Genomic DNA, 22805 nt, shown 5'->3' with positions numbered 1-22805 from the left:
AGGGAAGATCAGAGCCATGAGTTACGTCGCCAGCGGTGGCGAGTTCGACCGCGACACCGACTACATCGAGACCCGCATCACCGCCGACGGCCGCGACGGCTATCCGGTGGAGCCGGGCCGCTACCGGCTGATCGTGGCGCGGGCATGCCCGTGGGCCAACCGCGCCATCATCGTGCGGCGGCTGCTCGGCCTCGAGGACGCGTTGTCCATCGGCTTCTGCGGGCCGACGCACGACGACCTCAGCTGGACCTTCGACCTCGATCCCGGCGGCGTCGACCCGGTGCTGAAGATCCCCCGGCTGCGCGACGCGTACCTCCAGCGGTTCCCCGACTACCCCAAGGGCATCACGGTGCCCGCCATCGTCGATGTACCGACGGGGCAGGTGGTCACCAACGACTTCCCCCGGATCACCCTCGACCTGTCCACCGAATGGACGGCCCACCACCGCGACGGCGCCCCGCAGCTCTACCCGGAGCCGCTGCGCGACGAGATCGACGAGGTGGCCCAGCGCATCTACACCGAGATCAACAACGGTGTGTACCGGTGCGGCTTCGCCGGGTCACAGAAGTCCTACGACCGGGCCTACGACCGGCTGTTCGCCGCGCTGGACTGGGTCTCCGACCGACTCGAGAACCAGCGATTCCTGTTGGGCGACACCATCACCGAGGCCGACGTGCGGTTGTTCACCACGCTGGCCCGGTTCGACCCCGTCTATCACGGCCACTTCAAGACCAACCGGAGCAAGCTCACCGAGATGCCGGTGCTATGGGCCTACGCCCGCGACCTGTTCCAGACCCCGGGGTTCGGCGACACCGTCGACTTCGTGCAGATCAAGCAGCACTACTACATCGTGCACACCGACATCAATCCGACCAAGGTGGTGCCCAAGGGACCCGAGCTCGGCGACTGGCTCACCCCGCACGGCCGGGAAGCGCTTGGCGGCAGACCGTTCGGCGACGGCACACCACCGGGGCCGACGCGCGAGGGCGAGCGGGTGCCGGCAGGGCACACCCCGCTCTAGGGCCACTGCGTGCGGATGGACCATTCGGCGTGCGGGACGTCGAACACCTCGCCGGTCTCGTCCTGCACGAGGGTGAGCAGCTGCACCGCGATGCCCGTCAGCCGGCCGCGCTGCGGGTCGACGGTGGGGATCGTGACCGCCAGCCGGCTGTCGCGCGGGAACACCGAAACCGTGGTGTCGACCGGATTCTCGTAGACCTGTAGCAGCCGCCACGGCGCTTTGGCGATCGCGGCGGGCACCGACAGCTGCACCGGGTCGCGGTCGTTCACCCGCAGCTCGCCCTGCACCCCCGCCCGCTCGCAGTCGTTGAGGTCGAGCACCCGGCAGTACTGGAACGGCCCGACCCGGGTCAGCGCGCCACGCGAATATGCGCTCACCTCAGGCAGTTCCGGGCCGTGGTCGCGGGTAGCCCGCCACACCAGGGCGGCGGTGACCGCCGTCGTCAGCACGACGACGGCCGCCAGCACGGCCGCGGCGCGCTTCACTCGGGCACCATGTCGGTCCGACGGCCCTCCTGCGCGGCCAGCACCGGCCGGTTGCCGCCGAAGCCCGGGATCAGCGACTCACCGCGATAGCTCACGATCGTCTGCGCCAGGCCGAGGATGAGCACGGCGCTGATGGTGGTGAAGCCGATCCACAGTTCGGTGTAGATCAGCACCCCCGTCGCGCCGCCAGCCACCCACGCCAACTGCAGCAGCGACTCCGAACGACCGAACGCCGAGGCCCGTGACTCCTCGGGCAGGTCGTCCTGCAGCGAGGCGTCCAGCGACGCCTTGGCGATCGCGCTGGCGCCTGAGGTCACCAGGGTCGCGGCCGCAGCCACCAGCAGATTGCCGGTCACGGCGGCGGCCAGCGCCATCGCCGTCACGGCGATCGCGGCGCGCACCACCAATTGCGCCGGGCGACCGAGCTTGAGCCGGGCACTGGTCATGTTCCCGGCGAAGTTGCCGATCGCCGCGGCCGCGCCGATCAGCCCGAGGATGCGCAGCTGCTCCCAGCCGCTGGCCTGGTGCGACTTGGCGACGAATGCGGGATAGAGGAACAGGAACCCGACCATCACCTTGATCGTGCAGTTACCCCACAGCGACGTGATGATGTTGCGGCCCAGCGGCTGCCGGGCGGCGCGGGCCTTCCCGCCCGCCGGCCGGCGACGCAGGTCGTCGCTGCCGCCGTGATAGCTCAGCGTCGTGGGCACCTCACCCTCGGTGACCTCCACCCACTTCGGGATCCGCATGGCCAGCACACCGCCTGCGACGGTCGCGGCGACCAGAACGTAGAGCGCGCCGGGCAGGTGGACCAGACCCAACAGGTACTCGGCGGCCGCTGCGACGGCGCCGCCGGCCATCGTCCCGCCCAGCAGACCGAACATCGTCAGCCGGGCGTTGACCCGCACCAGGTCGATGCTGGGCGGCAACACCCGTGGCGTCACCGCACTGCGCAGCACGCTGAATGACTTGGACAGCACCATCATTCCCAGTGCACAGGGGTAGAGCACCCACGACGGGAAGCTACCGGTGGCACCGTCGTAGTTCGCGATCAGCACGATCACCAGCGCCGTGCGGATCAGGAAGGAACCGGCCAGCGCGACGCGTCGGCCGTGCTGCAGCCGGTCCAGCGCCGGACCGATCAGCGGTGCGATGACGGCGAACGGGGCGATCGTGATCAGCAGGTACAGCGCCACCTTGCTCTTGCTCTCGCCGGAGGCGGCCGCGAAGAACAATGTGTTGGCGAGCGCGACGGCCATCGCGGCGTCGACGGCGAAATTGGCGACCACCGGCCAGGTCAGGGCCGTCAGCCCGGACTTGTCGGCACCGTCGGCGGTGGCGGCGCGGTGCACCAGTCCGTACATCCGCGACCCCATCTCGCGGCTGCGCGCGGCGGCGGCGCGGGTGACCGTGACCCGCTCGCCGGCACCGGCTCCGACGCCGGGGTCGCGTTCGTACCGGTAACCGGCGGTGGTCTCCTGCTCGTCGAGCGGCGGCAGCCACCGGTTCGAGCTGGGCATCGACTGCCTGCGCTGCCTGCGGTGGTCCACGCCGTCGCTGGGGTAGTTGGCCATGCCGGGATGGTCGGCGCCTGCCGCGGGGCGGGGCGGGTAGTAGCGGCCGCTGTCCCGCGCGCTGTCGTCCCGCCGCCCTCCGGTCACGCCACGATTGTCCCTCATGGCGCCGACTGCGCCCGCCATGGCAACCGGTGTGGCCCCGAGGCATCGGACTCAGGCACTATGGGGGGCGATGGAAAGCATGACCGAAGCCGCTGAGCAGGGTGCAACGCTCCCGCTGGGGCAGTCCACCGCCGATCTGGAGTCGGTGTTGACGGGCGCCGTCGAGCAGGCGCGCACTGCGCTGGAGGAGTTCGCCGGCGCAGATGCGGTCGGTGAGTACCTCGGCGCGTCCTTCGAAGACCCCGCGGCGGCGACGCACCGCTTCCTGGCGAACCTGCCGAGCTACCGCGGCTGGCAGTGGGCGGTCGTGGTGGCCGGCTACCCCGGCGCGGATCACGCCACCATCAGCGAGGTCGTCCTGGTGCCCGGTCCGACGGCGCTGCTGGCGCCGAGGTGGGTGCCCTGGGAAGAACGTGTCCGGCCGGGCGACCTGGGTCCCGGTGACCTGCTCGCCCCGTCCGCGGACGACCCGCGGCTGGTGCCCGGCTACGTCGCCAGCGGCGACCCGGAGGTCGACGAGGTCGCGCTCGAGCTCGGGCTGGGCCGCAAGCAGGTGCTCAGCGACTGGGGCCGCGTCGAGGCCGCCCAACGCTGGCACGACGGTGATCACGGGCCCGCCTCGTCGATGGCCCGATCGACCCGCCGGGTGTGCCGCGAGTGCGGGTTCTACCTGCCGCTCTCGGGTGCGCTCGGGGTGACGTTCGGCGTGTGCGCCAACGAACTGGCGGCCGACGGTCACGTGGTCGACGCCGAGTACGGCTGCGGGGCCCATTCGGACACCCCGCCGCCGCCGGGAACGGGTTCACCGCTCTACGAACCGTTCGACGACGGCGTCCTCGACGTCGCCGACCGCGACTAGGCTTCCGCCGCCGCCTTGATCCGGGCGAGCGACTGCTTCATGCCCTCGACGAGCTCCTGCTCGAAGCTGGGGACCCCGCCGAACAGCGCGTTGACCGTTGCGTTCGGCAGGGCCTTGACGCCGTTGTCGACGTGCCGGGTCTCGGTCAGGCGGGTGCCTCCGTCGACCGTCTCGAGTCGGTAGCGCCATACCGTGTTGTTGGTGTTGACGCGGAACGCCAACTCCTTCTCGGGGACGAGTGCGGTGATGGTGCTGGTGGTCGGCCACACCAGCCGGCCACGCCGGTTGACGTTGACCGCGCGGGTTCCGGGCCGCAGCGGCCCGAGTCGCTTGGTCCAGCGGCACTGCGGACTCCAGCGCGGCATCCGCTCGAGATCGGAGACGAGCTCCCACACCCGGCTCACCGGTGCGTTGATGTCGATCTCTGCCTGCAACAGCGGTGCGGCCACCGTGTCTCCTCGTCTCCGGGCCGGCTCAGGTGAGCCCGCTCTGTGCGCCGCGGGCACCGCGTCGCACAGCGTGACGTTGCCACAGGAAGAGCGACGTGCCAAAGACGCCGACGCCGAGGCCGGCGATGGCGATCGGCCGCCAGTCGTGCAGTGCTGGGAGCGTGAACGCCAGCACCGTCACGATCAGCCAACCGGCGGCGATCAGCGCGATGACCGGCCGCGGATCGAGCAGCCTCGCCGGCAGCGCCGGGGGCTGCCGCGCGTCGGGTTCGGGCGAGCTGTCTGCAGGCATCGACGCCGAATCTATCCGATTCAGGCGTTTCGCGACGCACCCCCGACGGATTAGCTGTGGGATTGCTGCGTGCTGGGTACTCTTTGCCATGTGAAAGACCAGGACGCGCAGTTGGCCGGTGACCTGTCGCTTGCCGTAGTGCGTTTAGCTCGGCAGTTGCGCTTCCGCCGGGCGGAATCCAGGATTTCGCTGTCGCAGTTGTCTGCGCTGTCGACGCTGGCCAAGGAGGGCGCGATGACCCCGGGGGCGTTAGCTGACCGGGAACGTGTCCGGCCGCCGTCGATGACGCGTGTGATTGCTTCACTGGCCGAGTTGGGCCTGGTGGAGCGCAGCGCCCATCCCACGGACGGACGCCAGGTGCTGGTGTCGGCGTCGCCATCGGGCATCACCCTCGTCGAGGCCGAGCGTCGCGCCAGTCAGGAGTGGCTGATGGTCCGGCTGGCCCGACTCGATCCGGAACAGCGCAGGACACTGTTGTCCGCCGCCGACCTGATGACCGGGATGGTCGAAGAAAGCGCCTGAGGTCGCGGGTGCGAAGCTACCCCGGTTATGGCCACCGTCATCGACGTCGACGACCCGGGCGACCCCCGCCTCGACGACTTCCGCGATCTCAACAGCGTCGACCGTCGCCCCGACCTGCCCAGCGGCAAGGGACTGGTGATCGCCGAGGGCGTGCTGGTGGTGCAGCGCATGCTGGCATCGCGGTTCGTCCCGCGGGCGCTGCTCGGCACCGACCGCCGGCTCGCCGAACTTGGTGACGACCTGCATCGCACCGACGCTCCGTACTACCGGGCCGACGCCGAGGTGATGGCCGCCGTGGTGGGCTTCCATCTCAACCGGGGGGTGCTGGCGTCGGCGTCGCGGCCCGGTGAACTCGCCGTCGACCAGGTGCTCGACGGCGCGCGCACGGTGGCGGTGCTCGAGGGCGTCAACGACCACGAGAACCTGGGGTCGATCTTCCGCAACGCCGCCGGGCTCGACGTCGATGCCGTGGTGTTCGGTACCGGTTGTGCCGACCCGCTCTACCGGCGGGCGGTGCGGGTGTCGATGGGGCATGCGCTGCTGGTGCCCTACGCCTGGGCGCCGTCCTGGCCGGACGATCTGAACCTGTTGCGCGACAACGGCTTCAGACTGCTGGCGATGACCCCCGATGCGGCCGCCGCGACGCTCGCCGCGGCGATGCCCGCACTGGCGGACGACAAGGTGGCCATCCTGGTCGGGGCGGAGGGGCCGGGCCTGACCGAGCGTGCGATGCGCGCCAGCGACACCCGCGTGCGCATCCCGATGTCGCGTGGCACCGACTCCCTCAACGTGGCGACTGCCGCGGCGCTGGCGTTCTACGAACGGGCAAGGGCGGCAGGTTAAATTGGGCAGGAGCGAAGCGACCCGGGGGGACGGGCCGGTGGGCAGGAGCGAAGCGACCCGGGAGGACGGGCCGGTGGGCAGGAGCGAAGCGACCCGGGAGGACAAACCGTGACCGACGATTCGACGCCGTGGGGCACCGGGCTGACGGTGGCCGGGTTCGTCGCGGCGGTGGTCGCGGCGGCGGTGATGGTGCTCAGCCTCGGCCTGGTGCGCGTGCACCCGTTGCTGGCCGTCGGGCTGAACATGGTCGCCGTCGGCGGGCTGGCGCCGACGGTGTGGGGCTGGCGCACGCGACCGGTGTGGCGGTGGTTCGTGCTGGGTGGCGGCGTCGGCGTGGCTGTCGGCTGGCTCGTGGTGCTGGCTTTGACGCTGGGCGGCTGAGCGGTCAGCGCTGCCCGCTGGAGCGCACCCCGAGCAGAACGTCCTCCCACGCAGGCACGGCCGGCTTGCCCTTGCGGGCGCGGGCCGGCTTCTTCGCCTCGACGGCCGGCTCGGGCTCGGGCTCGGGGAGCGGCTCGGGGGTCGGCGCGGGCGCGGGGGCGGCGACGGGCTCGGTGAAGTCGAGTTCGGCCAGCGGCACTGCGCGCAGCGGGCGGGCGAAGTCCGGATCGATCAGCTCGGAGGCCGCATCGTCGAAGGCGCTGACGGTGCCGCCGTGCGCGCCCGGGGTGAACCGGAAGTGGGCGACGTTGTCCGACCGGCCGGCCTTCCAGCCGAGCTGCACGGTCCAGCGGCCGTCCTCGTTGCGCCACGCGTCCCACGTCGTGCTCTCGGGGTCGAGGCCGCGGGCGACGAGCGAGGTGGTGATCGTCTCGAGCAGTGTCAGCACCGAGGGGCCGTCGGCGAGGACCGGGTGCGCGGCGGTGGCGAGTTCGGCGGCGCGCGAGCGTTCCAGCAGCACCGGATGGGCGAAGCGTTCCACCCGTTCGAGCGGCGCCCCGGCGGCCGCGGCGACCTGTTCGACGGATGCGCCCGCCCGGATCCTGGCCTGGATGTCCTTGGGACTCAGCACAGTGGTGACCTCGACATCGATCTGGGTTTGGCTGCTACCGACTCTGTCGCCACGGACGGCCGCACGCAGCCGGTCGTCCACGACCATGATGAATTTGTCGCCGGAGTCCGCTTCGCAGATGATGCTGCGGCCGTCTACGTCGAGACCGACGACCTTGAGTACCCGCATACCGACCTCCTCCGGGACGAGCCCGATTAGCAGGTCACCCTACTGCGTTATCCGCCCGTTACCGCCCAGACACGCGGTGCGTGCTCAGAGGTGTTCGACCACCCAGTCGACGCACTCGGTGAGTGCGCTGACGTCGTCGGGGTCGACGGCCGCGAACATCGCGACACGCAGCTGGTTGCGGCCGAGCTTGCGGTACGGCTCGGTGTCGACGATGCCGTTTGCGCGCAGCACCTTGGCGACCGCGGCGGCATCCACTGAGTCGTTGAAGTCGATGGTGCCGACCACCTGCGACCGCAGCGCCGGGTCGGTCACGAACGGGGTGGCGTACTGCGACGCGTCGGCCCACGAGTAGAGCCGTGACGAACTGTCCGCGGTGCGCTTGACCGCCCAGTCCAGCCCGCCGTTGCCGAGCATCCACTCCAGCTGGTCGGCCAGCAACACCAGGGTGCCGATCGCCGGGGTGTTGTACGTCTGGTTCTTGACGCTGTTCTCGACCGCGATCGGCAGCGACAGGAAGTCCGGCACCCACCGGCCCGATGCATGGATGGACTCGATGCGGGCGAGCGCGGCGGGGCTGACGACGGCGAGCCACAGGCCGCCGTCGCCGGCGAAGTTCTTCTGCGGCGCAAAGTAATAGGCGTCGGCCTGGCCGATGTCGACGGGCAGCCCGCCCGCCCCCGACGTGGCGTCGATCAGGATCAGTGCGTCGCCCGCGTCGGCGGGCCGCTGCACCGGCACCGCCACGCCGGTCGAGGTCTCGTTGTGCGCCCACGCGATGGCGTCGACGGACGGGTCGGCCTGCGGTTCGGGGGCGCTGCCGGCGTCGGCCTTGATGACGATCGGGTCGCCCACGAACGGGTTCTTGGCCACCGCGGAGGCGAACTTCGCGCTGAACTCGCCGTACGTGAGGTGTAGTGAGCGCTTGTCGATCAGCCCGAACGCGGCCGCGTCCCAGAATGCGGTGGATCCGCCGTTGCCGAGGATCACGTCATAGCCGTCGGGCAGCGAGAACAGCTGGCGTACCCCGTCGCGGACGCGGCCGACGAGGTTCTTGACCGGGGCCTGCCGGTGCGACGTGCCGAACAGGTCGCCTGCGGCGGCCAGTGCCTGCAGTTGCTCGGGGCGCACCTTCGACGGCCCCGACCCGAATCGTCCGTCTTTCGGCTTCAGGTCGGCGGGAATGGTGAGTTCGGCCATGCGGTCAAGACTAATGACCAGCGCCTGTGCGCCTCCTACCGGGGAGGGCGGCACAAAATACTAAAAAGTCAATAAAAGCGGTTTGAGCGACACGCTCCTGTGTCCATACTGTGATCTGTCGGGGCGGACAGCTGGGAGCCCATCATGGGGTGCATTTTCAGTGGGGGAAATCGAAAACCAGTTCTGATGCCCGTCTGCGCTGCGGCCCTGGCGCTCGCCGGGGCGCTGGTTGCCGCGGTGCCCGCCAACGCCGATGGTGACCAAGGTGGCGCACTGCTGGGCCAGATCAACGCCACGCGCGCGGCGAACGGTTGCGGCCCCGTCGCGCCGAACGCGCAGTTGACCGCGGCCGCCAACCGGCACGCCATCGACATGCTCGCGTCCGGGGTGCGTAGCCACACCGGTTCCGACGGGTCGTCGGTCGTGCAGCGCGTCACCGACGCCGGTTATGCGCCGTACGCGGCGGTCGGTGAGGTCGTCTTCTGGAGCACGGGCTACAGCGACGACCCCGCCTACGCGGTGAACTGGTGGATGAACAGCCCTCCGCACCGGGCGGTGATCACCGACTGCGGCATGACCGAGGCCGGATTCTCGTCGGTGAGCAGCGGTGACCGGGTGATCGCAGCCGGGGAGTTCGGCACCAAATAGCCGCCCGGCGCCTGAGCCGTCGGCGTGGTCGCGTCGGCGTGTGTCTTCTCGAAGATCCGTGTGGGTACTCCGTGTGCTGAAGCGGTGCGCGGACCTTCAGCAAACTCTCAGCACGGGGATGGACATTTACCCGGTACCTGCGGTACTGTGTACACAAGGCCGGTAAATGTAAACCTCTCAGGGAGGCTTCGAATGGCTCGGACCCGCACGATCACGCGCTGGCGACGCAACATGGACGTCAGCGACGACCAGCAGTACGTGGACATGCTCAACACGCTGTCCGAAGGCTCGGTGCGGCGGAACTTCAATCCGTACACCGACATCGACTGGGACTCCCCGGAGTTCGCCGTCTTCGAGAACGACACCCGCTGGGTGCTGCCGGCGACGGACCCGCTGGGCGGGCACCCGTGGTACCAGGCGCAACCGCAGGAGCAGCAGATCAAGATCGGCATGTGGCGTCAGGCCAACGTGGCGAAGGTCGGCCTGCACTTCGAGTCGATCCTCATCCGCGGTCTGATGGAGTACTCGTTCTGGACGCCGAACGGCTCACCGGAGTACCGCTACTGCCTGCACGAGGCGGTCGAAGAGTGCAACCACACCATGATGTTCCAGGAGATGGTGAACCACATTGGCGCCGACGTGCCGGGCATGCCGCGCCTGCTCAAGTGGGTACAACCCGTCATCCCGCTCGTCGCCGGGCCGCTGCCGATCCCGTTCTGGTTCGGCATCCTCGCCGGCGAGGAGCCGATCGACCACACGCAGAAGAACGTGCTGCGCGAGGGCAAGACGCTGCACCCGATCATGGAGCGCGTCATGGCCATTCACGTGGCGGAGGAAGCGCGCCACATCTCGTTCGCGCACGAATACCTGCGCAAGCGGGTGCCGCACCTGTCGCGGATGAAGCGATTCTGGTTGTCGCTGTACGTGCCGGTGGTGATGAGGGTGCTGTGCTCGGCCATCATCGTTCCGCCGAAGGCGTTCTGGAAGGAATTCGACATCCCGCGCTCGGTGCGCAAGGAGGTGTTCTTCCGCTCGCCGGAGTCCCGGCAGATGTTGCGCGACATGTTCGGCGACGTCCGGATGCTCTGCAAGGACACCGGGCTGATCAACCCGGTGGCCAAGCTGATCTGGAAGCTCTGCCGGATCGATGGTCGCCCCAGCCGTTACCGCAGCGAACCGCAGCGCCAGCACGTGGTCGCGGCCGCCTGACGAGAGCCTGAATCCCTTATGCCGCACGTCATCACCCAGTCGTGTTGCAGCGACGGGTCCTGCGTCTACGCCTGCCCCGTCAACTGCATCCACCCGTCGCCTGACGAACCGGGCTTCGCGACCGCCGAGATGCTCTACATCGACCCGGTCGCATGTGTGGACTGTGGTGCGTGTGTCAGCGCCTGCCCGGTCGGCGCCATCGCCCCCGACACCCGGCTGGACGACAAGCAGTTGCCGTTCATCGAACTCAACGCGGCGTTCTACCCCGAACGCGAGGGCAAACTCCCTCCGACGTCGAAGCTGGCGCCGGTGCTCGAGGCGCCCGAGGTGCACCGCCGGGGCAGTGGACCGCTGAAGGTCGCGATCGTCGGGTCGGGCCCGGCGGCGATGTACGCCGCCGACGAACTGCTCACCCAGCCGGGCGTGCAGGTCAACATGTTCGAGCGGCTGCCGACGCCCTACGGGCTGGTGCGGGCGGGCGTCGCGCCCGACCACCAGAGCACCAAGCGGGTCACCCGGCTCTTCGACAACGTGACCCAGCTGCGCGGCTTCACGTTCTATCTCAACGTCGAGGTGGGCACCCACCTGAGCCACGCCGAACTGCTGGAGCACCACCACGCCGTGCTCTACGCGGTCGGCGCGCCCAATGACCGCCGCCTCGAGATCGAGGGCATGGGGATGGCCGGCACCGCCACCGCGACCGAACTGGTCGCCTGGTTCAACGGCCATCCCGACTTCGCCGATCTGCCAGTCGAACTCGGACACCGGCGCGCCGTCGTCATCGGCAACGGCAACGTCGCCCTCGACGTCGCGCGGATCCTCACCACCGACCCGGATCACCTGGCCGCCACCGACATCGCCGATCACGCGCTGGCCGTGCTGCGCACCTCACGCATCGACGAGGTGGTGATCGCCGCCCGCCGCGGACCGGCCGACTCGGCCTTCACGCTGCCCGAGTTGATCGGGCTGACCGCGACCTGTGACGTGGTTCTCGACGCGGCCGACCACGACCTCGTGCGGCGCGACCTCGGCACCGCCACCGACCCGCTGACCCGCAACAAGCTCGAGATCCTGAGCAAGCTCGGCGACGCGTCCACCCCGGCGACGCGGCCGCGCATCAGGCTGGCCTACCGCCTCACCCCGCGGCGCGTGCTCGGCGACCTGCGTGTCGACGGCGTCGAGTTCACCGTCACCGGCACCGAAGAGGTCAGGCTGATGAGTGCCGGCCTGGTGCTGACGTCGATCGGCTACCGCGGCAAGGCGATCCGTGACCTGCCGTTCGACGACGACGCCGCGGTGGTGCCCAACGACGGTGGCCGGGTGGTCGACCCGGAGTCGGGCCAACCGGTGCGGGGCGCCTACGTCGCAGGGTGGATCAAACGTGGGCCGACCGGGTTCATCGGGACCAACAAGTCGTGTGCCGCGCAGACCGTGCACCACCTCGTCGACGACTACAACAGCGGTGCGCTCGCCGAGCCGTCCGCCACGCCGTCCGCGCTGGGGAAGCTGGTGCGCAGCCGTCGGCCCGACGCGGTCGACGCCGCGGGCTGGCAGGCGATCGACAGGGCCGAGGTCGCGCGCGGCGGCGATATCCGGCCGCGGGTGAAGTTCACCTCGGTCGAGGACATGCTGGCCGCCGCCGCGGCCGCGCCGACACCGCCGCTCCATCAGCGGCTGCTGGCCGGATTGTGGCGCTAGCGAGGATCTTTCACCGGCAGATGGCAGCGGCCTACTGCTGCTGCTTCATCGCCTCCTCGATCTCCTCCATGCTGACCTCGCGCATGGGCTGACCCATCGACCAGTAGTGGCCGAACGGGTCGCGCAGCACCCCGTAGCGGTCGCCCCAGAACGCGTCCTCGAGAGGGGACAGCACCGTGGCGCCTGCGTCGACGGCGCGCTGGAACTGGGCGTCCACATCGGTGACCGTCAGGTGGATGGTCACCGGCGTGCCGCCCAGCGAGGTGGGCGTCATCGACTTGCCCTCCGTCATCTCCGGGAAGTCGTCGTTGAGCATCACCATCGATCCGTTGATGTTCAGCGCGGCGTGCACGAGCTTGCCGTCCGGACCGGGCACCCTTCCGTACTCGGTGGCCCCGAAGGCCTTGACGTAGAAGTCGATCGCCGCCGCGGCGTCGTCGACGACCAGGGACGGGGACACTGCGGGTTGCACTTCGATGGCCATGGGGATGTCTCCTTCGGGGTCAGTGATATCCGTGCTGACTGGCGGCGGGTCCAAGACTCATCGCGAGACGACGGTTGTTGACGCTTTTCGCCGAAATTCCGTCAACAACCGTCGTCTCGGCGCACGTCTCACACGACGGAAAAGGATGCGGGCAGCGGTGTGCGGCCGGTCAGCGCCAACAGCAGGGTCTCGCCGTCACCGAGCGTGACGGCCGTGTCCGCGGCCAGCCGTACCGCGGCGCCGAGCACGTCGCCGGGTGGCGGGTGATCCACGCCGACGGCGCGGGCGATGTCGAGGCCGTGCACGGCGAGTTCGAATGTGCGCGTGGGCAGGTAGGCGAACAGCCGGATGCCCTGTCCGCCGATCACCTCGATCAACCGGTCGTCGACGCCGTCGAGATCGCGACGGACCTGCCGGACCAGCGCCTCGACCGCCGCGGCGGGATCCGGCCCGAGGTCCCGACCGGCCTGCCGGCCGCGCTCCAGCACCGCGGCGCCGCCGGCCTGTGTCGCGAACCGCCGCGCGAACACGTAGTACTCCTGCGGGTCGCGCAGGTCCTCCCGCCGGGCGGTGGTCTTCAGGTAGGTGCTCACCGTCGTCAGCGATCGCGAGGTGTGCCCGACGAGGGCGCGCAGATCCCATTCGCCGAGACCGGGGCCCTCCCACGCGCCGGCCGGGATCTTCGCCACCAGTTCGGCGAAACTCTCTGCGGCGCTGTAGAACACCTGATCGGCGGTCACGGGCGGGCGATCTGATCCCATCCGCGCACGGTTTCCGGGCCGCGCGGTTCGGGGCCGACGTAGACCGCGGCAGGCCGGACGAGCCGGCCCAGCCGCTTCTGTTCGAGGATGTGCGCGCACCAGCCGGCGGTCCGCCCGCAGGTGAACATCGCCGGCATCATCGAGGTGGGCACCTCGGCGAAGTCCAGGATCACTGCGGCCCAGAACTCGACGTTGGTCTCGATCGCGCGGTCGGGGCGACGCTCGCGCAGTTCGGCCAGCGCGGCCTGTTCCAGTGCGGCCGCCACCTCGTAGCGCGGCGCCGCCAGTCGCTCCGCCGTGCCGCGCAGCACCCGGGCCCGCGGGTCCTCGGCCCGGTACACCCGGTGGCCGAAGCCCATCAGCTTCTCCTTGCGGTCCAGGATGCCCTTGACCACGGCGGCGGCGTCGCCGGACTTCTCCACTTCCTCGATCATCGGGATCACCCGGGCCGGCGCCCCGCCGTGCAGCGGGCCGCTCATCGCACCGACCGCGCCCGACAGTGATGCGGCCACGTCGGCGCCCGTCGACGCGATCACCCGTGCGGTGAAGGTGGAGGCGTTCATCCCGTGCTCCGCGGCGCTCACCCAGTACGCGTCGATGGCCTCGACGTGCCGCGGGTCCGGCTCGCCCTTCCAGCGGGTCATGAATCGTGCTGTCACGGTGTCGCACCCGTCGACGACGCGCTGCGGCACCGCGGGCTGGTAGATACCGCGGGCGGACTGGGCGACGTAGGACAGCGCCATCACCGACGCCCGGGCGAGCTGGTCGCGCGCAGTGGCGTCGTCGATGTCGAGCAGCGGCTTGAAGCCCCAGATCGGGGCGAGCATGGCCAGGCCGGCCTGGACGTCGACACGGACGTCACCGCTGTGGATCGGCAGCGGGAACGGCTCTGCGGGTCGGAGTCCGCGGCCGAATTCGCCGTCGACCAGCAGCGCCCAGACGTCGCCGAAGGTGACCTTCTGTGTGACGAGGTCCTCGATGTCCACGCCGCGGTACCGCAGCGCGCCGCCGTCCTTGTCGGGTTCGGCGATCTCGGTGGTGAACGCGACCACGCCCTCGAGTCCCTCGACGAAGTTCTCCGGCAGCCCTGACGCGGCAGTCATGAGCAGATTCTCGCACCACCGCCGGAGACCCTCGCTACCGGCCGGTAACCGCAGCCACGGCGGTATGCCCGCCAGGCGTAGCGTCGTGCGGGTGGCTGATGGGTCAGACGCCGTCGGATCGGACGGGGCCTCGAACGAACACCTGGCGAGGATGCGCGTGGAATACGGATCGGTGGAGAAGGACGGCAGCGGGGACCTGGACGCCGACTGGCTGGGCGCCGACCCCGCCACGGGTTGGGTTGACCTGCTGCGGAACTGGCTGACCGACGCGGAGCAGGCCGGCGTCGCCGAACCGAACGCGATGGTGGTGGGCACCGTCGACGCGGCGGGACGCCCGGTCACCCGCACGGTGCTGTGCAAGAGCGTCGACGGCGACGGCATCACGTTCTACACCAACTACGACTCCGACAAGGGTGAGCAACTCGCGTCGACGCCGTATGCCTCGGTGACCTTCCCCTGGTACCTGCTCGGGCGGCAGGTGCACGTGCGCGGCACGGTCACCCGGGTGGCGCCGGAGACCACCGAGCAGTACTGGTCGAAGCGGCCACGAGGCTCCCAGTTGGGGGCGTGGGCGTCGCACCAGTCGAAGCCGATCGCCTCGCGCGGCGCGCTGCTCGATCAGCTGACCGAGGTCACCGAACGCTTCGCCGCCGACGAGACCGTGCCGGTGCCACCGAACTGGGGCGGATACCTCGTCACACCCGAAACCGTCGAATTCTGGCAAGGCCGGGAGAACCGGGTGCACAACAGGATTCGTGTGACCCTCGCCCCGGACGGGGTCCGCGTCGAGCGGCTCCAGCCCTAGCGTGCGGCGGTTCTTCGCCGACACCGCCCCACTCCGGTCGCCCGACTTCCGCCGGCTGTGGCTGGCCGGCATCCCGACCGTCATCGGCGCGAACCTGACGATCTTCGCGGTGCCGGTACAGCTCTATGCGCTCACCCAGAGTTCGGCCTACGTCGGATTGGCGGGCCTCTTCGCGCTGGTGCCGCTCATCGTCTTCGGGCTGTGGGGCGGCGCGTGGGCGGACGCGATGGACCGGCGGGTGCTGCTGGTGATCGCGTCGTGCGGGCTGGCCGCGGCGTCGGTGCTGTTGTGGCTGCAGGCCGCGCTCGAGCTGAACAATGTCTGGCTGGTGCTGTGCCTGCTCGCGGTGCAGCAGGCGTTCTACGCGGTGAACTCGCCGACCCGCGCGGCCGCCATCCCACGGATGGTGCCCGGCGACCAGTTGCCCGCCGCCAACTCGCTGAACATGACGGTGTTCCAGTTCGGGGCCATCGTCGGCCCACTCCTCGCGGGGGTGCTGCTGCACTGGGTGGACCTGTCGACGCTCTACCTGATCGACGCGGTGACGTGCCTGCTGCCGATCTGGGCGACCTTCCGGCTCAAGCCGATGCCGCCCGCCGGCGAAACCCGGGGCGGCGCGCGATGGGGCCTGCGTGCGGTGCTGGACGGCTTCCGCCACCTGGCGGGCAACCGGGTGGTGCTGATGTCGTTCGTGGTCGACCTGATCGCGATGATCTTCGGCATGCCGCGGGCGCTGTTCCCGCAACTGGCGCACGAGAGCTTCGGCGGCCCGGTCGAGGGCGGCACCACCGTGGCGCTGCTGGCCGCCGCGATGTCGGTGGGCGCGGTGCTGGGCGGGGTGTTCTCGGGGTGGTTGCCGAGGATCGGCAGGCAGGGGTACGCGGTGGTGATCTCCATCGTGGTGTGGGGTCTGGCGATGGTGGGCTTCGGCGTGGCGTGCGGGCTGGCGGAAGGCCGCGCCGGCGCAATGCTGTGGGCCGCACTGGCATTCCTGGCGGTCGGGGGAGCGGCGGACATGGTGTCGGCGGCGTTCCGGTCGACCATCCTGCAGGAGGCGGCGTCCGACGACGTGCGCGGTCGCCTGCAGGGCGTCTTCGTCGTGGTTGTCGCGGGCGGGCCTCGGGTGGCCGACACGCTGCACGGAGCTGCGGCGGCCGCGGTGGGCACGACGATCGCCGCGGCCGGCGGCGGTGGCCTTGTGGTGGCCGGCGTGCTGGTGGCGGCGATCTTGTCGCCGTCCTTCGTTCGCTACCGACCCGGGAAAACGCCCAGAGCAGACATACTGTGAGTACGGGCGATTTGCATGGGGTGCCAAATTCTCAATGTTTCCTCAGCTGCGCGCGTTAGCATCGCCGCGTGGCTGAAGTCGACGGCAAACCGATCCTCGGCCTGCGCGAGCGCAAGAAACAGCGCACGCGAGCGGAACTGATCGAGGCGGCCGTCGAGCTCTGCACCCGGCAGGGCTACGAAGCCACCACCGTCGACCAGATCGCCGCCATCGCCGACGTCTCGCCGCGCACGTTCAGCCGCTACTTCGCCACCAAGGACGCCGTCGTGCTGGCCTCCATCGACGACATCGTCGACCTGGTGGCGCTCCAGCTGACCCGCCAGCCCGACGACATCACCCATCTCGACGCGCTGTGCCGCGCCCACATCGAGGCCTTCGTCTCCACGAAGACCGGTGCGCTCAACGGGTTGACCTCCGAGCGGTTGCTCGCCGCCGCCCGCATCATCAACTCGTCGCCCTCACTGCGCCACCTGTCCGGCGAGTTCCGCGAGGACGCGGTGAACGCCGCGCTCGCGAAGCGCATGGGCGTGGCGCGCGACGACAAGCGGCTGAAGCTGGTGGCCTGCGTGTGGTCGGCGATCGTGAGCACAGCGATGGCCGACGTCGCCGCATCGGATTGGGCCAGCCTCACCGTCGAGGCGATCGTGTCGCGCGTCGAGGAGACCTACTCGATGTTCCTGGCGGAGACGGCCGGCGCCCGGCAGCCGGCCTGAGCAACTGCCGCCCCCCGCGGGCACGACCGTCGGGATGGGACTACCTTTTGTAGGACAGGTCCGCATCTCAGGCGATGACGAAGGGGTACCCGTGGCCGATAACCCGTCCGGTGGAGAAGAGCACGCCACCCTGTCCTATCCCGGGGGCGAACTGGAGCTGGACGTAGTCCACGCCACGGAAGGATCCGACGGCATCGCGCTGGGGTCGCTCCTGGCCAAGAGTGGCTACACCACCTACGACAGCGGTTTCGTCAACACCTCGTCGACCAAGAGCGCGATCACCTACATCGACGGCGACGCCGGGATCCTGCGCTACCGCGGGTATCCGATCGAACAGCTCGCCGAGAAGTCGACCTTCATCGAGGTCAGCTACCTCCTGATCTACGGCGAGCTGCCGACCGCCGAGCAGCTGGAGAAATTCACCACCCAGATCCAGCGGCACACCCTGCTGCACGAGGACCTGAAGCGGTTCTTCGACGGCTTCCCGCGCAACGCCCACCCGATGCCGGTGCTGTCGAGTGCGGTCAACGCGCTGAGCGCCTACTACCAGGACTCGCTCGACCCGTTCGACGACGAGCAGGTGGAGCTGTCGACGATCCGGCTGCTGGCCAAGCTGCCGACGATCGCGGCGTACGCCTTCAAAAAGTCGGTGGGCCAGCCGTTCCTCTACCCGGACAACTCGATGAGCCTGGTGGAGAACTTCCTGCGGATGACGTTCGGTCTGCCCGCCGAGCCCTACGAGGTGGACCCGGAGGTCGTACGGGCCCTCGACATGCTGCTCATCCTGCACGCCGACCACGAGCAGAACTGCTCCACCTCGACGGTGCGGCTGGTCGGCAGCTCGCAGGCGAACCTGTTCACGTCGATCTCCGGTGGCATCAACGCGCTGTGGGGGCCGCTGCACGGCGGCGCCAACCAGGCGGTGCTGGAGATGCTGGAGCGCATCCGCACCGAGGAGAGCGACGTCCAGACCTTCGTCAAGAAGGTGAAGAACCGCGAGGACAACGTGAAGCTGATGGGCTTCGGTCACCGCGTGTACAAGAACTACGATCCCCGCGCACGGATCGTCAAGGAGCAGGCCGACAAGATCCTCGGCAAGCTGGGCGGCGACGACGAACTGCTCGACATCGCCAAGTCGCTGGAGGAGTTCGCCCTCACCGACGACTTCTTCGTCGAGCGCAAGCTCTACCCGAACGTCGACTTCTACACCGGCGTGATCTACCGGGCGATGGGCTTCCCGACGCGGATGTTCACCGTGCTGTTCGCGTTGGGCCGGCTGCCCGGCTGGATCGCGCACTGGCGGGAGATGCACGACGAGGGCGGCGGCAAGATCGGCCGGCCGCGGCAGATCTACACCGGGTACACCGAGCGCGACTACGTCGATACCGGGAAGCGCTGACCCCTCCCGCGAACCGGGGCGACGCACGTCACCATCAATCGGCTTGCGATCACGACAGTTGTAGTTTCACAATAGTTAGGTGATCGATACTGTCGGCATGACCTCACGGCGCAAGGCCATCATCCTGATGTCCTGCTGCCTCAGCCTGCTGATCGTGTCGATGGACGCGACGATCGTCAACGTCGCCATCCCGGCGATCCGCTCGGACCTGCACGCGTCGCCGTCGCAACTGCAATGGGTGATCGACGTCTACACGCTGGTGCTGGCGTCGCTGCTGATGCTCGCCGGCGCCACCGGCGACCGGTTCGGGCGGCGCCGGGTGTTCCAGCTCGGGCTGACGATCTTCGCGCTCGGCTCGCTGCTGTGCAGCCTGGCGCCCAACATCGAGACGTTGATCGTCGCGCGACTGCTGCAGGCGGTCGGCGGCTCGATGATGAATCCCGTTGCGCTGTCCATCATCTCGCAGGTGTTCACCGGCCGGGTGGAGCGCGCACGGGCGCTCGGGTTCTGGGGGGCGGTGGTCGGCATCTCGATGGCGCTCGGCCCGATCGTCGGCGGACTGCTGATCGAGTGGATCAGCTGGCGCGCGGTGTTCTGGATCAACCTGCCGATCTGCGCGGCGGCCATCATCTTGACCGCCGTGTTCGTGCCCGAGACCAAGTCGGCGACGATGCGCAACATCGACCCGGTGGGCCAGGCGCTCGGCGTGCTGTTCCTGTTCGGCGTCGTGTTCACCCTGATCGAAGGTCCGGGTCTGGGCTGGACGAATCCGCGGACCGTCGGCGCCGCGGTGGTGGCCGTCATCGCGTTCGCGGCTTTCCTGCGCTACGAGTCGCGCCGCAACGATCCGTTCGTCGATCTGCGCTTCTTCCGCAGCATCCCGTTCACGTCGGCGACGGTGACCGCGATCTCGGCCTTCGCGGCGTGGGGCGCGTTCCTGTTCATGATGTCGCTGTATCTGCAGGGCGAACGCGGCTATTCGCCGATGCACACCGGCCTCATCTACCTGCCGATCGCGATCGGCGCGCTGCTGTTCTCGCCGCTGTCGGGCCGCCTCGTCGGACGGTTCGGCGCCCGCCCGTCGCTGCTCGTGGCGGGCGTCCTGATCACGTCGGCCTCGGTGCTGCTGACGTTCCTCACCGCGACGACGCCGGTGTGGGAGCTGCTGGTGGTGTTCGCGGTGTACGGCATCGGCTTCTCGATGGTCAACGCGCCGATCACCAACGCGGCGGTCAGCGGGATGCCCCTGGACCGGGCAGGCGCCGCGTCGGCGGTGACCTCGACCAGCAGGCAGATCGGCGTGAGCATCGGTGTCGCGCTGTGCGGTTCGGTGGCCGGAGCGGCGCTGGCCGGCACGGCTGCCGACTTCGCCACCGCCGCGCGACCGCTGTGGTTCGTGTGTATCGCACTCGGGGTGGTCATCACCGTGCTCGGCGTCTACTCGACGTCGGGGCGGGCTCTGCGTTCCGCGGATCGCCTGGCGCCGTTGATCGCCGGTGAGAAGCCTCGGGAGGAGCCCACCCATGTCGCATGACGGGCTGGCCGACGACGTGTGGCGGGCGATGGCAGCGCTCGTGCACGAGAACCGCGAGGGCTGGAAGCGCGCGGTCGTCGAGCAGACCGGGCTGCCGTTCAGCCGGGTCCGCGTCCTGCGCCGGCTGGCGCGTCAGCCGATGAGCGTCAAGGAGATTGCGCACGCCGCCACCGTCGACGCGCCCGCGGCCACCGTCGCCGTCAACGACCTCGAGGACCGCGGACTGGTGGTGCGCGAGGTCGATCCTGGCAACCGCCGCACCAAGCGGGTGTCGCTGACGCCTGCCGGTCGCGCGGTGGTCGAGCGCATCGACGCCATCGACGATCCGGCGCCCCCCGCCCTGGCCGCGCTCGCCGCCGACGATCTGCTGACGCTGCGGTCGATCATCGACAGGGTGCGGTGACCCTCAGGCGCGGGTGAGCGTCGTGTTGTACAGCGCCACGGCCGTGTCGGTCGGCAGGATGTCGACGAACGTCGCGACGCCCCGCACCGCGTCTCCGCGCGCGATGACATGGCCGCCGGCATTGTGCGAGCACGGAAAAGCGTTGCAGCGCAACCAGAAACCGGGAGCACTCTGATAGGGCGCCATGCTCGGCGCCTGGTCGACGCGGTAGCGGCCCGGCGCGATGAAGGCCGTCACCCAGCCCTCGCCGGCCACCGGGTCGACACCGAACACCCCGTTGCTGCCGTAGGTCGGTACCGCGGCCGCAGGCGCGGCGAGCACCACGGCCGCCGCGGACATCACCGCAGCGGCGAGTGCCGCCATCCTGACCTTCATCTTCACCAGGCTAGCAAGCCGGCTGCCGCTTCACCGGCTTTCGAGCACAGCCATCGCCGCGTTGTGCCCGCCGATGCCCGACACCCCGCCGCCGCGGCGAGCACCGGAGCCGCACAACAGGATTCGTTCGTGGGCGGTGTCGACGCCCCAGCGCCGGGCGGGGGTGTCGAGCGGCTCGTGGTCCTCGGCGAACGGCCAGTGCAGGCCGCCGTGGAAGATGTTGCCCGCCGTCATGCCCAGCGTGTGCTCGAGGTCGGCGGTGGTCTTGGTCTCGATGCACAGCCGGCCCGCGGCGTCCTCGAGGATCACGTCCTGCACGGGCTCGTCGAGCACCGAGTTCAGTGAACCGAGCGCCGCCGACGTCAGCGCATTGCGCAGCCGATCCGGATCCTGGCCAAGGGTGAGCGAGTGCGGCGTGTGGAGACCGAACAGCGTCATCGTCTGCGCGCCGGTGCCGCGAAGGCGGTCGGAGAGGATGGTCGGATCGGCCAGCGAATGGCAGTAGATCTCGCACGGCAGCGGCTGGGGGACGTCGCCGCCTGCGGCACGGTCGTGGGCGGTGTCGAGCTGGGTCAGGTTCTCGTTGACGTGGAACGTCCCGCCGAACGCCTGCTCGGGCGTCACCGACGGGTCGCGCAGCCTCGGCAACCGGCGCAGCATCAGGTTGACCTTGACCTGTGACCCGCCGGCGAGCTCCGGGGCGGGCTCCCCGACCAGGCCGGCGAGTACCGCCGGAGTGACGTTGGCCAGGACGAACCGCCCGCCGACGCGGTGCTCCCGCCCGCCGACCCGATAGCGCACCTCCCCGTCCGGATCAATGCCGACCACCTCTGCGCCGGTCACGATCTCGGCGCCGAACCCGGCCGCGGCGGCGGCCAGCGCGCCGCTGACCGCGCCCATGCCGCCGATCGGGACGTCCCAGTCGCCGGTGCCGCCGCCGAGCAGGTGGTAGAGGAAACATACGTTCTGCGCCAGGGACGGGTCGTCGGTCCTGGCGAAGGTGCCGATCAGCGCGTCGGTGGCCATCACCCCGCGCACCAGATCACTGGACACCGCGCTCTCGATCGCCGCACCGATCGGCGCGCCGACCATCGCCTGCCACACCGCGGCGGCCTGCGGGTCACCGGCCAGCACGTGCGCCTGCGCCTGGCCGCGCGTCATCAGCGGCGCCGTCAGCGTCGGCCACAACCGCTGGGTGACCGTGCGGCAGCGGCGGTAGAACTCCTCGAAGCCGGCCTCGTCGTCGGCGGCGCCGATCGCCGCGAACGTGTTCTCTCGCCCCACCAGCAACCCGGTCCGCCCGCCGGTCGCCGGGTCCGGTGTGTAGGACGACTGCCGCCGCTTGACCAGCCGGACGCGGGCGCCCAGGTCGTCGACGATTCGCCGCGGCAGCAGGCTGACCAGATACGAGTAGCGCGACAGCCGGGCCTCGACGCCCTCGAACGCGTGCGCCGAGACCGCCGCCCCGCCGACGTGGTCGAGGCGTTCCAGCACCAGCACCCGCCTGCCCGCGCGCGCCAGATACCCCGCGGCGACCAGCCCGTTGTGGCCGCCGCCGACGATCACCGCATCGAAGGTCGCGGCGTGGTCGGCGCTCAGTTCAGGTAACCCTCGACCTCACCGGCCGGTCGCACCTCGGCCTCACGGGGATCCTTGCCCGACTCACGCAGGGCGCGCCGCTGTCGCAGCAGGTCCCAGCACTGGTCCAGCGCCACCTCGACGGCACGCAACCGCTGGTGTTCTTCTGATTCGTCGATCTCGTGGTGCTGGAGCTGGGAGCGCAGGTCCTTCTCCTCAGCGACGAGTCGGTTCACCTGATCGAGGATGTCTTCGTCTTTGGCCACGGCTACAGTCTGCC

26 protein-coding genes are annotated in these 22805 nt (G+C 69.8%); 14 read left to right on the top strand and 12 right to left on the bottom strand.

Annotated elements, in window-relative coordinates:
• Positions 1-16: 16 nt before the first annotated feature.
• Positions 17-1021 carry a glutathione S-transferase C-terminal domain-containing protein gene (locus tag AB0K11_RS10110; RefSeq protein WP_364975416.1) on the top strand — a complete coding sequence of 335 codons (1005 nt, stop codon included), beginning with the start codon at positions 17-19 and terminating at the stop codon, positions 1019-1021.
• On the opposite strand, the gene AB0K11_RS10105 is transcribed toward AB0K11_RS10110, so the two are convergent.
• Entirely contained in the window at positions 1018-1506 is a 489-nt protein-coding gene (locus AB0K11_RS10105) for a DUF2771 domain-containing protein (RefSeq protein ID WP_364975414.1), read from the bottom strand. The two genes, AB0K11_RS10110 and AB0K11_RS10105, sit on opposite strands and share 4 nt — an antisense overlap.
• On the bottom strand, positions 1503-3080 hold the full coding sequence (locus tag AB0K11_RS10100) for an MFS transporter (RefSeq protein WP_364976733.1): 1578 nt from the start codon (positions 3078-3080) through the stop codon (positions 1503-1505). Before AB0K11_RS10100 ends, AB0K11_RS10105 begins: the two co-directional genes overlap by 4 nt.
• A gap of 184 nt (positions 3081-3264) precedes the next feature.
• Here AB0K11_RS10100 and AB0K11_RS10095 point away from each other — a divergent pair, with 184 nt between their 5' ends.
• Positions 3265-4044, top strand: a complete 780-nt coding sequence (locus AB0K11_RS10095; RefSeq protein ID WP_364975411.1) for a DUF3027 domain-containing protein — start codon at positions 3265-3267, stop codon at positions 4042-4044.
• Here AB0K11_RS10095 and AB0K11_RS10090 read toward each other — a convergent pair.
• Complete coding sequence (locus AB0K11_RS10090) at positions 4041-4493, bottom strand: SRPBCC family protein (protein WP_364975408.1); 453 nt, start codon at positions 4491-4493, stop codon at positions 4041-4043. The two genes, AB0K11_RS10095 and AB0K11_RS10090, sit on opposite strands and share 4 nt — an antisense overlap.
• Positions 4494-4518: 25 nt before the next feature.
• Entirely contained in the window at positions 4519-4785 is a 267-nt protein-coding gene (locus AB0K11_RS10085) for a DUF2530 domain-containing protein (RefSeq protein WP_364975405.1), read from the bottom strand.
• A 90-nt stretch (positions 4786-4875) separates the two neighbouring features.
• Between AB0K11_RS10085 and AB0K11_RS10080 the strand changes: the two genes are divergently transcribed.
• From AB0K11_RS10080 to AB0K11_RS10070, 3 genes are all read left to right on the top strand, one after another.
• On the top strand, positions 4876-5307 hold the full coding sequence (locus AB0K11_RS10080; protein WP_364975403.1) for a MarR family transcriptional regulator: 432 nt from the start codon (positions 4876-4878) through the stop codon (positions 5305-5307).
• A gap of 27 nt (positions 5308-5334) precedes the next feature.
• Positions 5335-6150, top strand: coding sequence for an RNA methyltransferase (locus AB0K11_RS10075; protein ID WP_364975400.1), 816 nt, complete (start codon positions 5335-5337; stop codon positions 6148-6150).
• Between the two features lie 108 nt (positions 6151-6258).
• Positions 6259-6531: a DUF2537 domain-containing protein gene (locus AB0K11_RS10070; RefSeq protein ID WP_364975397.1), complete on the top strand. Its 273-nt coding sequence runs from the start codon at positions 6259-6261 to the stop codon at positions 6529-6531.
• Between the two features lie 4 nt (positions 6532-6535).
• On the opposite strand, the gene sepH is transcribed toward AB0K11_RS10070, so the two are convergent.
• Both sepH and serC read right to left on the bottom strand, forming a co-directional pair.
• Positions 6536-7330 (bottom strand): septation protein SepH, encoded by a 795-nt coding sequence (gene sepH / locus AB0K11_RS10065; protein WP_364975395.1) that lies wholly within the window; start codon positions 7328-7330, stop codon positions 6536-6538.
• 84 nt (positions 7331-7414) lie between these two features.
• Positions 7415-8527, bottom strand: coding sequence for a phosphoserine transaminase (gene serC, locus AB0K11_RS10060; protein WP_364975392.1), 1113 nt, complete (start codon positions 8525-8527; stop codon positions 7415-7417).
• 186 nt (positions 8528-8713) lie between these two features.
• Between serC and AB0K11_RS10055 the strand changes: the two genes are divergently transcribed.
• From AB0K11_RS10055 to AB0K11_RS10045, 3 genes are all read left to right on the top strand, one after another.
• The gene (locus AB0K11_RS10055) at positions 8714-9175 is read left to right on the top strand and encodes a CAP domain-containing protein (RefSeq protein WP_364975390.1); all 462 of its coding nucleotides are present in this window, start codon (positions 8714-8716) and stop codon (positions 9173-9175) included.
• 192 nt (positions 9176-9367) lie between these two features.
• A complete protein-coding gene (locus tag AB0K11_RS10050) occupies positions 9368-10384 on the top strand; it encodes a diiron oxygenase (protein WP_364975388.1) in 1017 nt (338 codons plus the stop codon).
• 18 nt (positions 10385-10402) lie between these two features.
• Positions 10403-12082: an FAD-dependent oxidoreductase gene (locus tag AB0K11_RS10045; protein WP_364975386.1), complete on the top strand. Its 1680-nt coding sequence runs from the start codon at positions 10403-10405 to the stop codon at positions 12080-12082.
• Positions 12083-12113: 31 nt separating this feature from the next.
• Here the strand turns inward: AB0K11_RS10045 and AB0K11_RS10040 are convergent, their stop codons facing one another.
• From AB0K11_RS10040 to AB0K11_RS10030, 3 genes are all read right to left on the bottom strand, one after another.
• The gene (locus AB0K11_RS10040) at positions 12114-12566 is read right to left on the bottom strand and encodes a VOC family protein (protein WP_364975383.1); all 453 of its coding nucleotides are present in this window, start codon (positions 12564-12566) and stop codon (positions 12114-12116) included.
• Positions 12567-12694: 128 nt separating this feature from the next.
• Positions 12695-13327, bottom strand: coding sequence for a maleylpyruvate isomerase family mycothiol-dependent enzyme (locus tag AB0K11_RS10035; RefSeq protein WP_364975381.1), 633 nt, complete (start codon positions 13325-13327; stop codon positions 12695-12697).
• Positions 13303-14430 (bottom strand): citrate synthase 2, encoded by a 1128-nt coding sequence (locus AB0K11_RS10030; RefSeq protein ID WP_364975379.1) that lies wholly within the window; start codon positions 14428-14430, stop codon positions 13303-13305. Before AB0K11_RS10030 ends, AB0K11_RS10035 begins: the two co-directional genes overlap by 25 nt.
• A 91-nt stretch (positions 14431-14521) precedes the next feature.
• On the opposite strand from AB0K11_RS10030, the gene pdxH reads away from it, so the two are divergent.
• The 6 genes from pdxH (at position 14522) to AB0K11_RS10000 (ending at position 20572) form a co-directional block, all read left to right on the top strand.
• Entirely contained in the window at positions 14522-15235 is a 714-nt protein-coding gene (gene pdxH, locus AB0K11_RS10025; protein ID WP_364975377.1) for a pyridoxamine 5'-phosphate oxidase, read from the top strand.
• A gap of 1 nt (position 15236) precedes the next feature.
• Positions 15237-16523, top strand: coding sequence for an MFS transporter (locus AB0K11_RS10020; protein ID WP_364975375.1), 1287 nt, complete (start codon positions 15237-15239; stop codon positions 16521-16523).
• A 68-nt stretch (positions 16524-16591) separates the two neighbouring features.
• Complete coding sequence (locus AB0K11_RS10015) at positions 16592-17236, top strand: TetR family transcriptional regulator (RefSeq protein ID WP_364975371.1); 645 nt, start codon at positions 16592-16594, stop codon at positions 17234-17236.
• A 91-nt stretch (positions 17237-17327) separates the two neighbouring features.
• Positions 17328-18635: a citrate synthase gene (locus AB0K11_RS10010; RefSeq protein WP_364975368.1), complete on the top strand. Its 1308-nt coding sequence runs from the start codon at positions 17328-17330 to the stop codon at positions 18633-18635.
• A 97-nt stretch (positions 18636-18732) separates the two neighbouring features.
• A complete protein-coding gene (locus AB0K11_RS10005; RefSeq protein ID WP_364975365.1) occupies positions 18733-20169 on the top strand; it encodes an MFS transporter in 1437 nt (478 codons plus the stop codon).
• Entirely contained in the window at positions 20159-20572 is a 414-nt protein-coding gene (locus AB0K11_RS10000) for a MarR family transcriptional regulator (RefSeq protein ID WP_364975362.1), read from the top strand. Before AB0K11_RS10005 ends, AB0K11_RS10000 begins: the two co-directional genes overlap by 11 nt.
• Before the next feature lie 3 nt (positions 20573-20575).
• Here AB0K11_RS10000 and AB0K11_RS09995 read toward each other — a convergent pair whose 3' ends face one another.
• Genes AB0K11_RS09995 through AB0K11_RS09985 form a run of 3 tightly spaced genes read right to left on the bottom strand, consistent with a single transcriptional unit; the run spans position 20576 to position 22791 of the window.
• Positions 20576-20947, bottom strand: coding sequence for a hypothetical protein (locus AB0K11_RS09995; RefSeq protein WP_364975360.1), 372 nt, complete (start codon positions 20945-20947; stop codon positions 20576-20578).
• Between the two features lie 30 nt (positions 20948-20977).
• Positions 20978-22513 (bottom strand): NAD(P)/FAD-dependent oxidoreductase, encoded by a 1536-nt coding sequence (locus AB0K11_RS09990; RefSeq protein WP_364975357.1) that lies wholly within the window; start codon positions 22511-22513, stop codon positions 20978-20980.
• A gap of 29 nt (positions 22514-22542) precedes the next feature.
• Positions 22543-22791, bottom strand: a complete 249-nt coding sequence (locus AB0K11_RS09985; RefSeq protein ID WP_264015062.1) for a DUF2630 family protein — start codon at positions 22789-22791, stop codon at positions 22543-22545.
• Positions 22792-22805: the final 14 nt, after the last annotated feature.

This window comes from Mycobacterium sp. NPDC050551 (assembly GCF_040674075.1).
In the GTDB taxonomy this organism is placed as follows: domain Bacteria; phylum Actinomycetota; class Actinomycetes; order Mycobacteriales; family Mycobacteriaceae; genus Mycobacterium.
Note: the sequence above shows the minus strand (reverse complement) of the source record. Positions and strands in the feature narration are given on the sequence as shown.

Excerpts from the sequence above, each read along its gene's own strand:
- AB0K11_RS10110 (WP_364975416.1), top strand. The coding sequence starts at position 17 with ATGAGTTACGTCGCCAGCGGTGGCGAGTTCGACCGCGACACCGACTAC.
- AB0K11_RS10100 (WP_364976733.1), bottom strand. The coding sequence starts at position 3,080 with ATGGCCAACTACCCCAGCGACGGCGTGGACCACCGCAGGCAGCGCAGG.
- AB0K11_RS10095 (WP_364975411.1), top strand. The coding sequence starts at position 3,265 with ATGACCGAAGCCGCTGAGCAGGGTGCAACGCTCCCGCTGGGGCAGTCC.
- AB0K11_RS10085 (WP_364975405.1), bottom strand. The coding sequence starts at position 4,785 with ATGCCTGCAGACAGCTCGCCCGAACCCGACGCGCGGCAGCCCCCGGCG.
- AB0K11_RS10075 (WP_364975400.1), top strand. The coding sequence starts at position 5,335 with ATGGCCACCGTCATCGACGTCGACGACCCGGGCGACCCCCGCCTCGAC.
- sepH (WP_364975395.1), bottom strand. The coding sequence starts at position 7,330 with ATGCGGGTACTCAAGGTCGTCGGTCTCGACGTAGACGGCCGCAGCATC.
- serC (WP_364975392.1), bottom strand. The coding sequence starts at position 8,527 with ATGGCCGAACTCACCATTCCCGCCGACCTGAAGCCGAAAGACGGACGA.
- AB0K11_RS10055 (WP_364975390.1), top strand. The coding sequence starts at position 8,714 with ATGCCCGTCTGCGCTGCGGCCCTGGCGCTCGCCGGGGCGCTGGTTGCC.
- AB0K11_RS10050 (WP_364975388.1), top strand. The coding sequence starts at position 9,368 with ATGGCTCGGACCCGCACGATCACGCGCTGGCGACGCAACATGGACGTC.
- AB0K11_RS10045 (WP_364975386.1), top strand. The coding sequence starts at position 10,403 with ATGCCGCACGTCATCACCCAGTCGTGTTGCAGCGACGGGTCCTGCGTC.
- AB0K11_RS10040 (WP_364975383.1), bottom strand. The coding sequence starts at position 12,566 with ATGGCCATCGAAGTGCAACCCGCAGTGTCCCCGTCCCTGGTCGTCGAC.
- AB0K11_RS10035 (WP_364975381.1), bottom strand. The coding sequence starts at position 13,327 with ATGGGATCAGATCGCCCGCCCGTGACCGCCGATCAGGTGTTCTACAGC.
- AB0K11_RS10030 (WP_364975379.1), bottom strand. The coding sequence starts at position 14,430 with ATGACTGCCGCGTCAGGGCTGCCGGAGAACTTCGTCGAGGGACTCGAG.
- AB0K11_RS10005 (WP_364975365.1), top strand. The coding sequence starts at position 18,733 with ATGACCTCACGGCGCAAGGCCATCATCCTGATGTCCTGCTGCCTCAGC.
- AB0K11_RS10000 (WP_364975362.1), top strand. The coding sequence starts at position 20,159 with ATGTCGCATGACGGGCTGGCCGACGACGTGTGGCGGGCGATGGCAGCG.
- AB0K11_RS09995 (WP_364975360.1), bottom strand. The coding sequence starts at position 20,947 with ATGAAGGTCAGGATGGCGGCACTCGCCGCTGCGGTGATGTCCGCGGCG.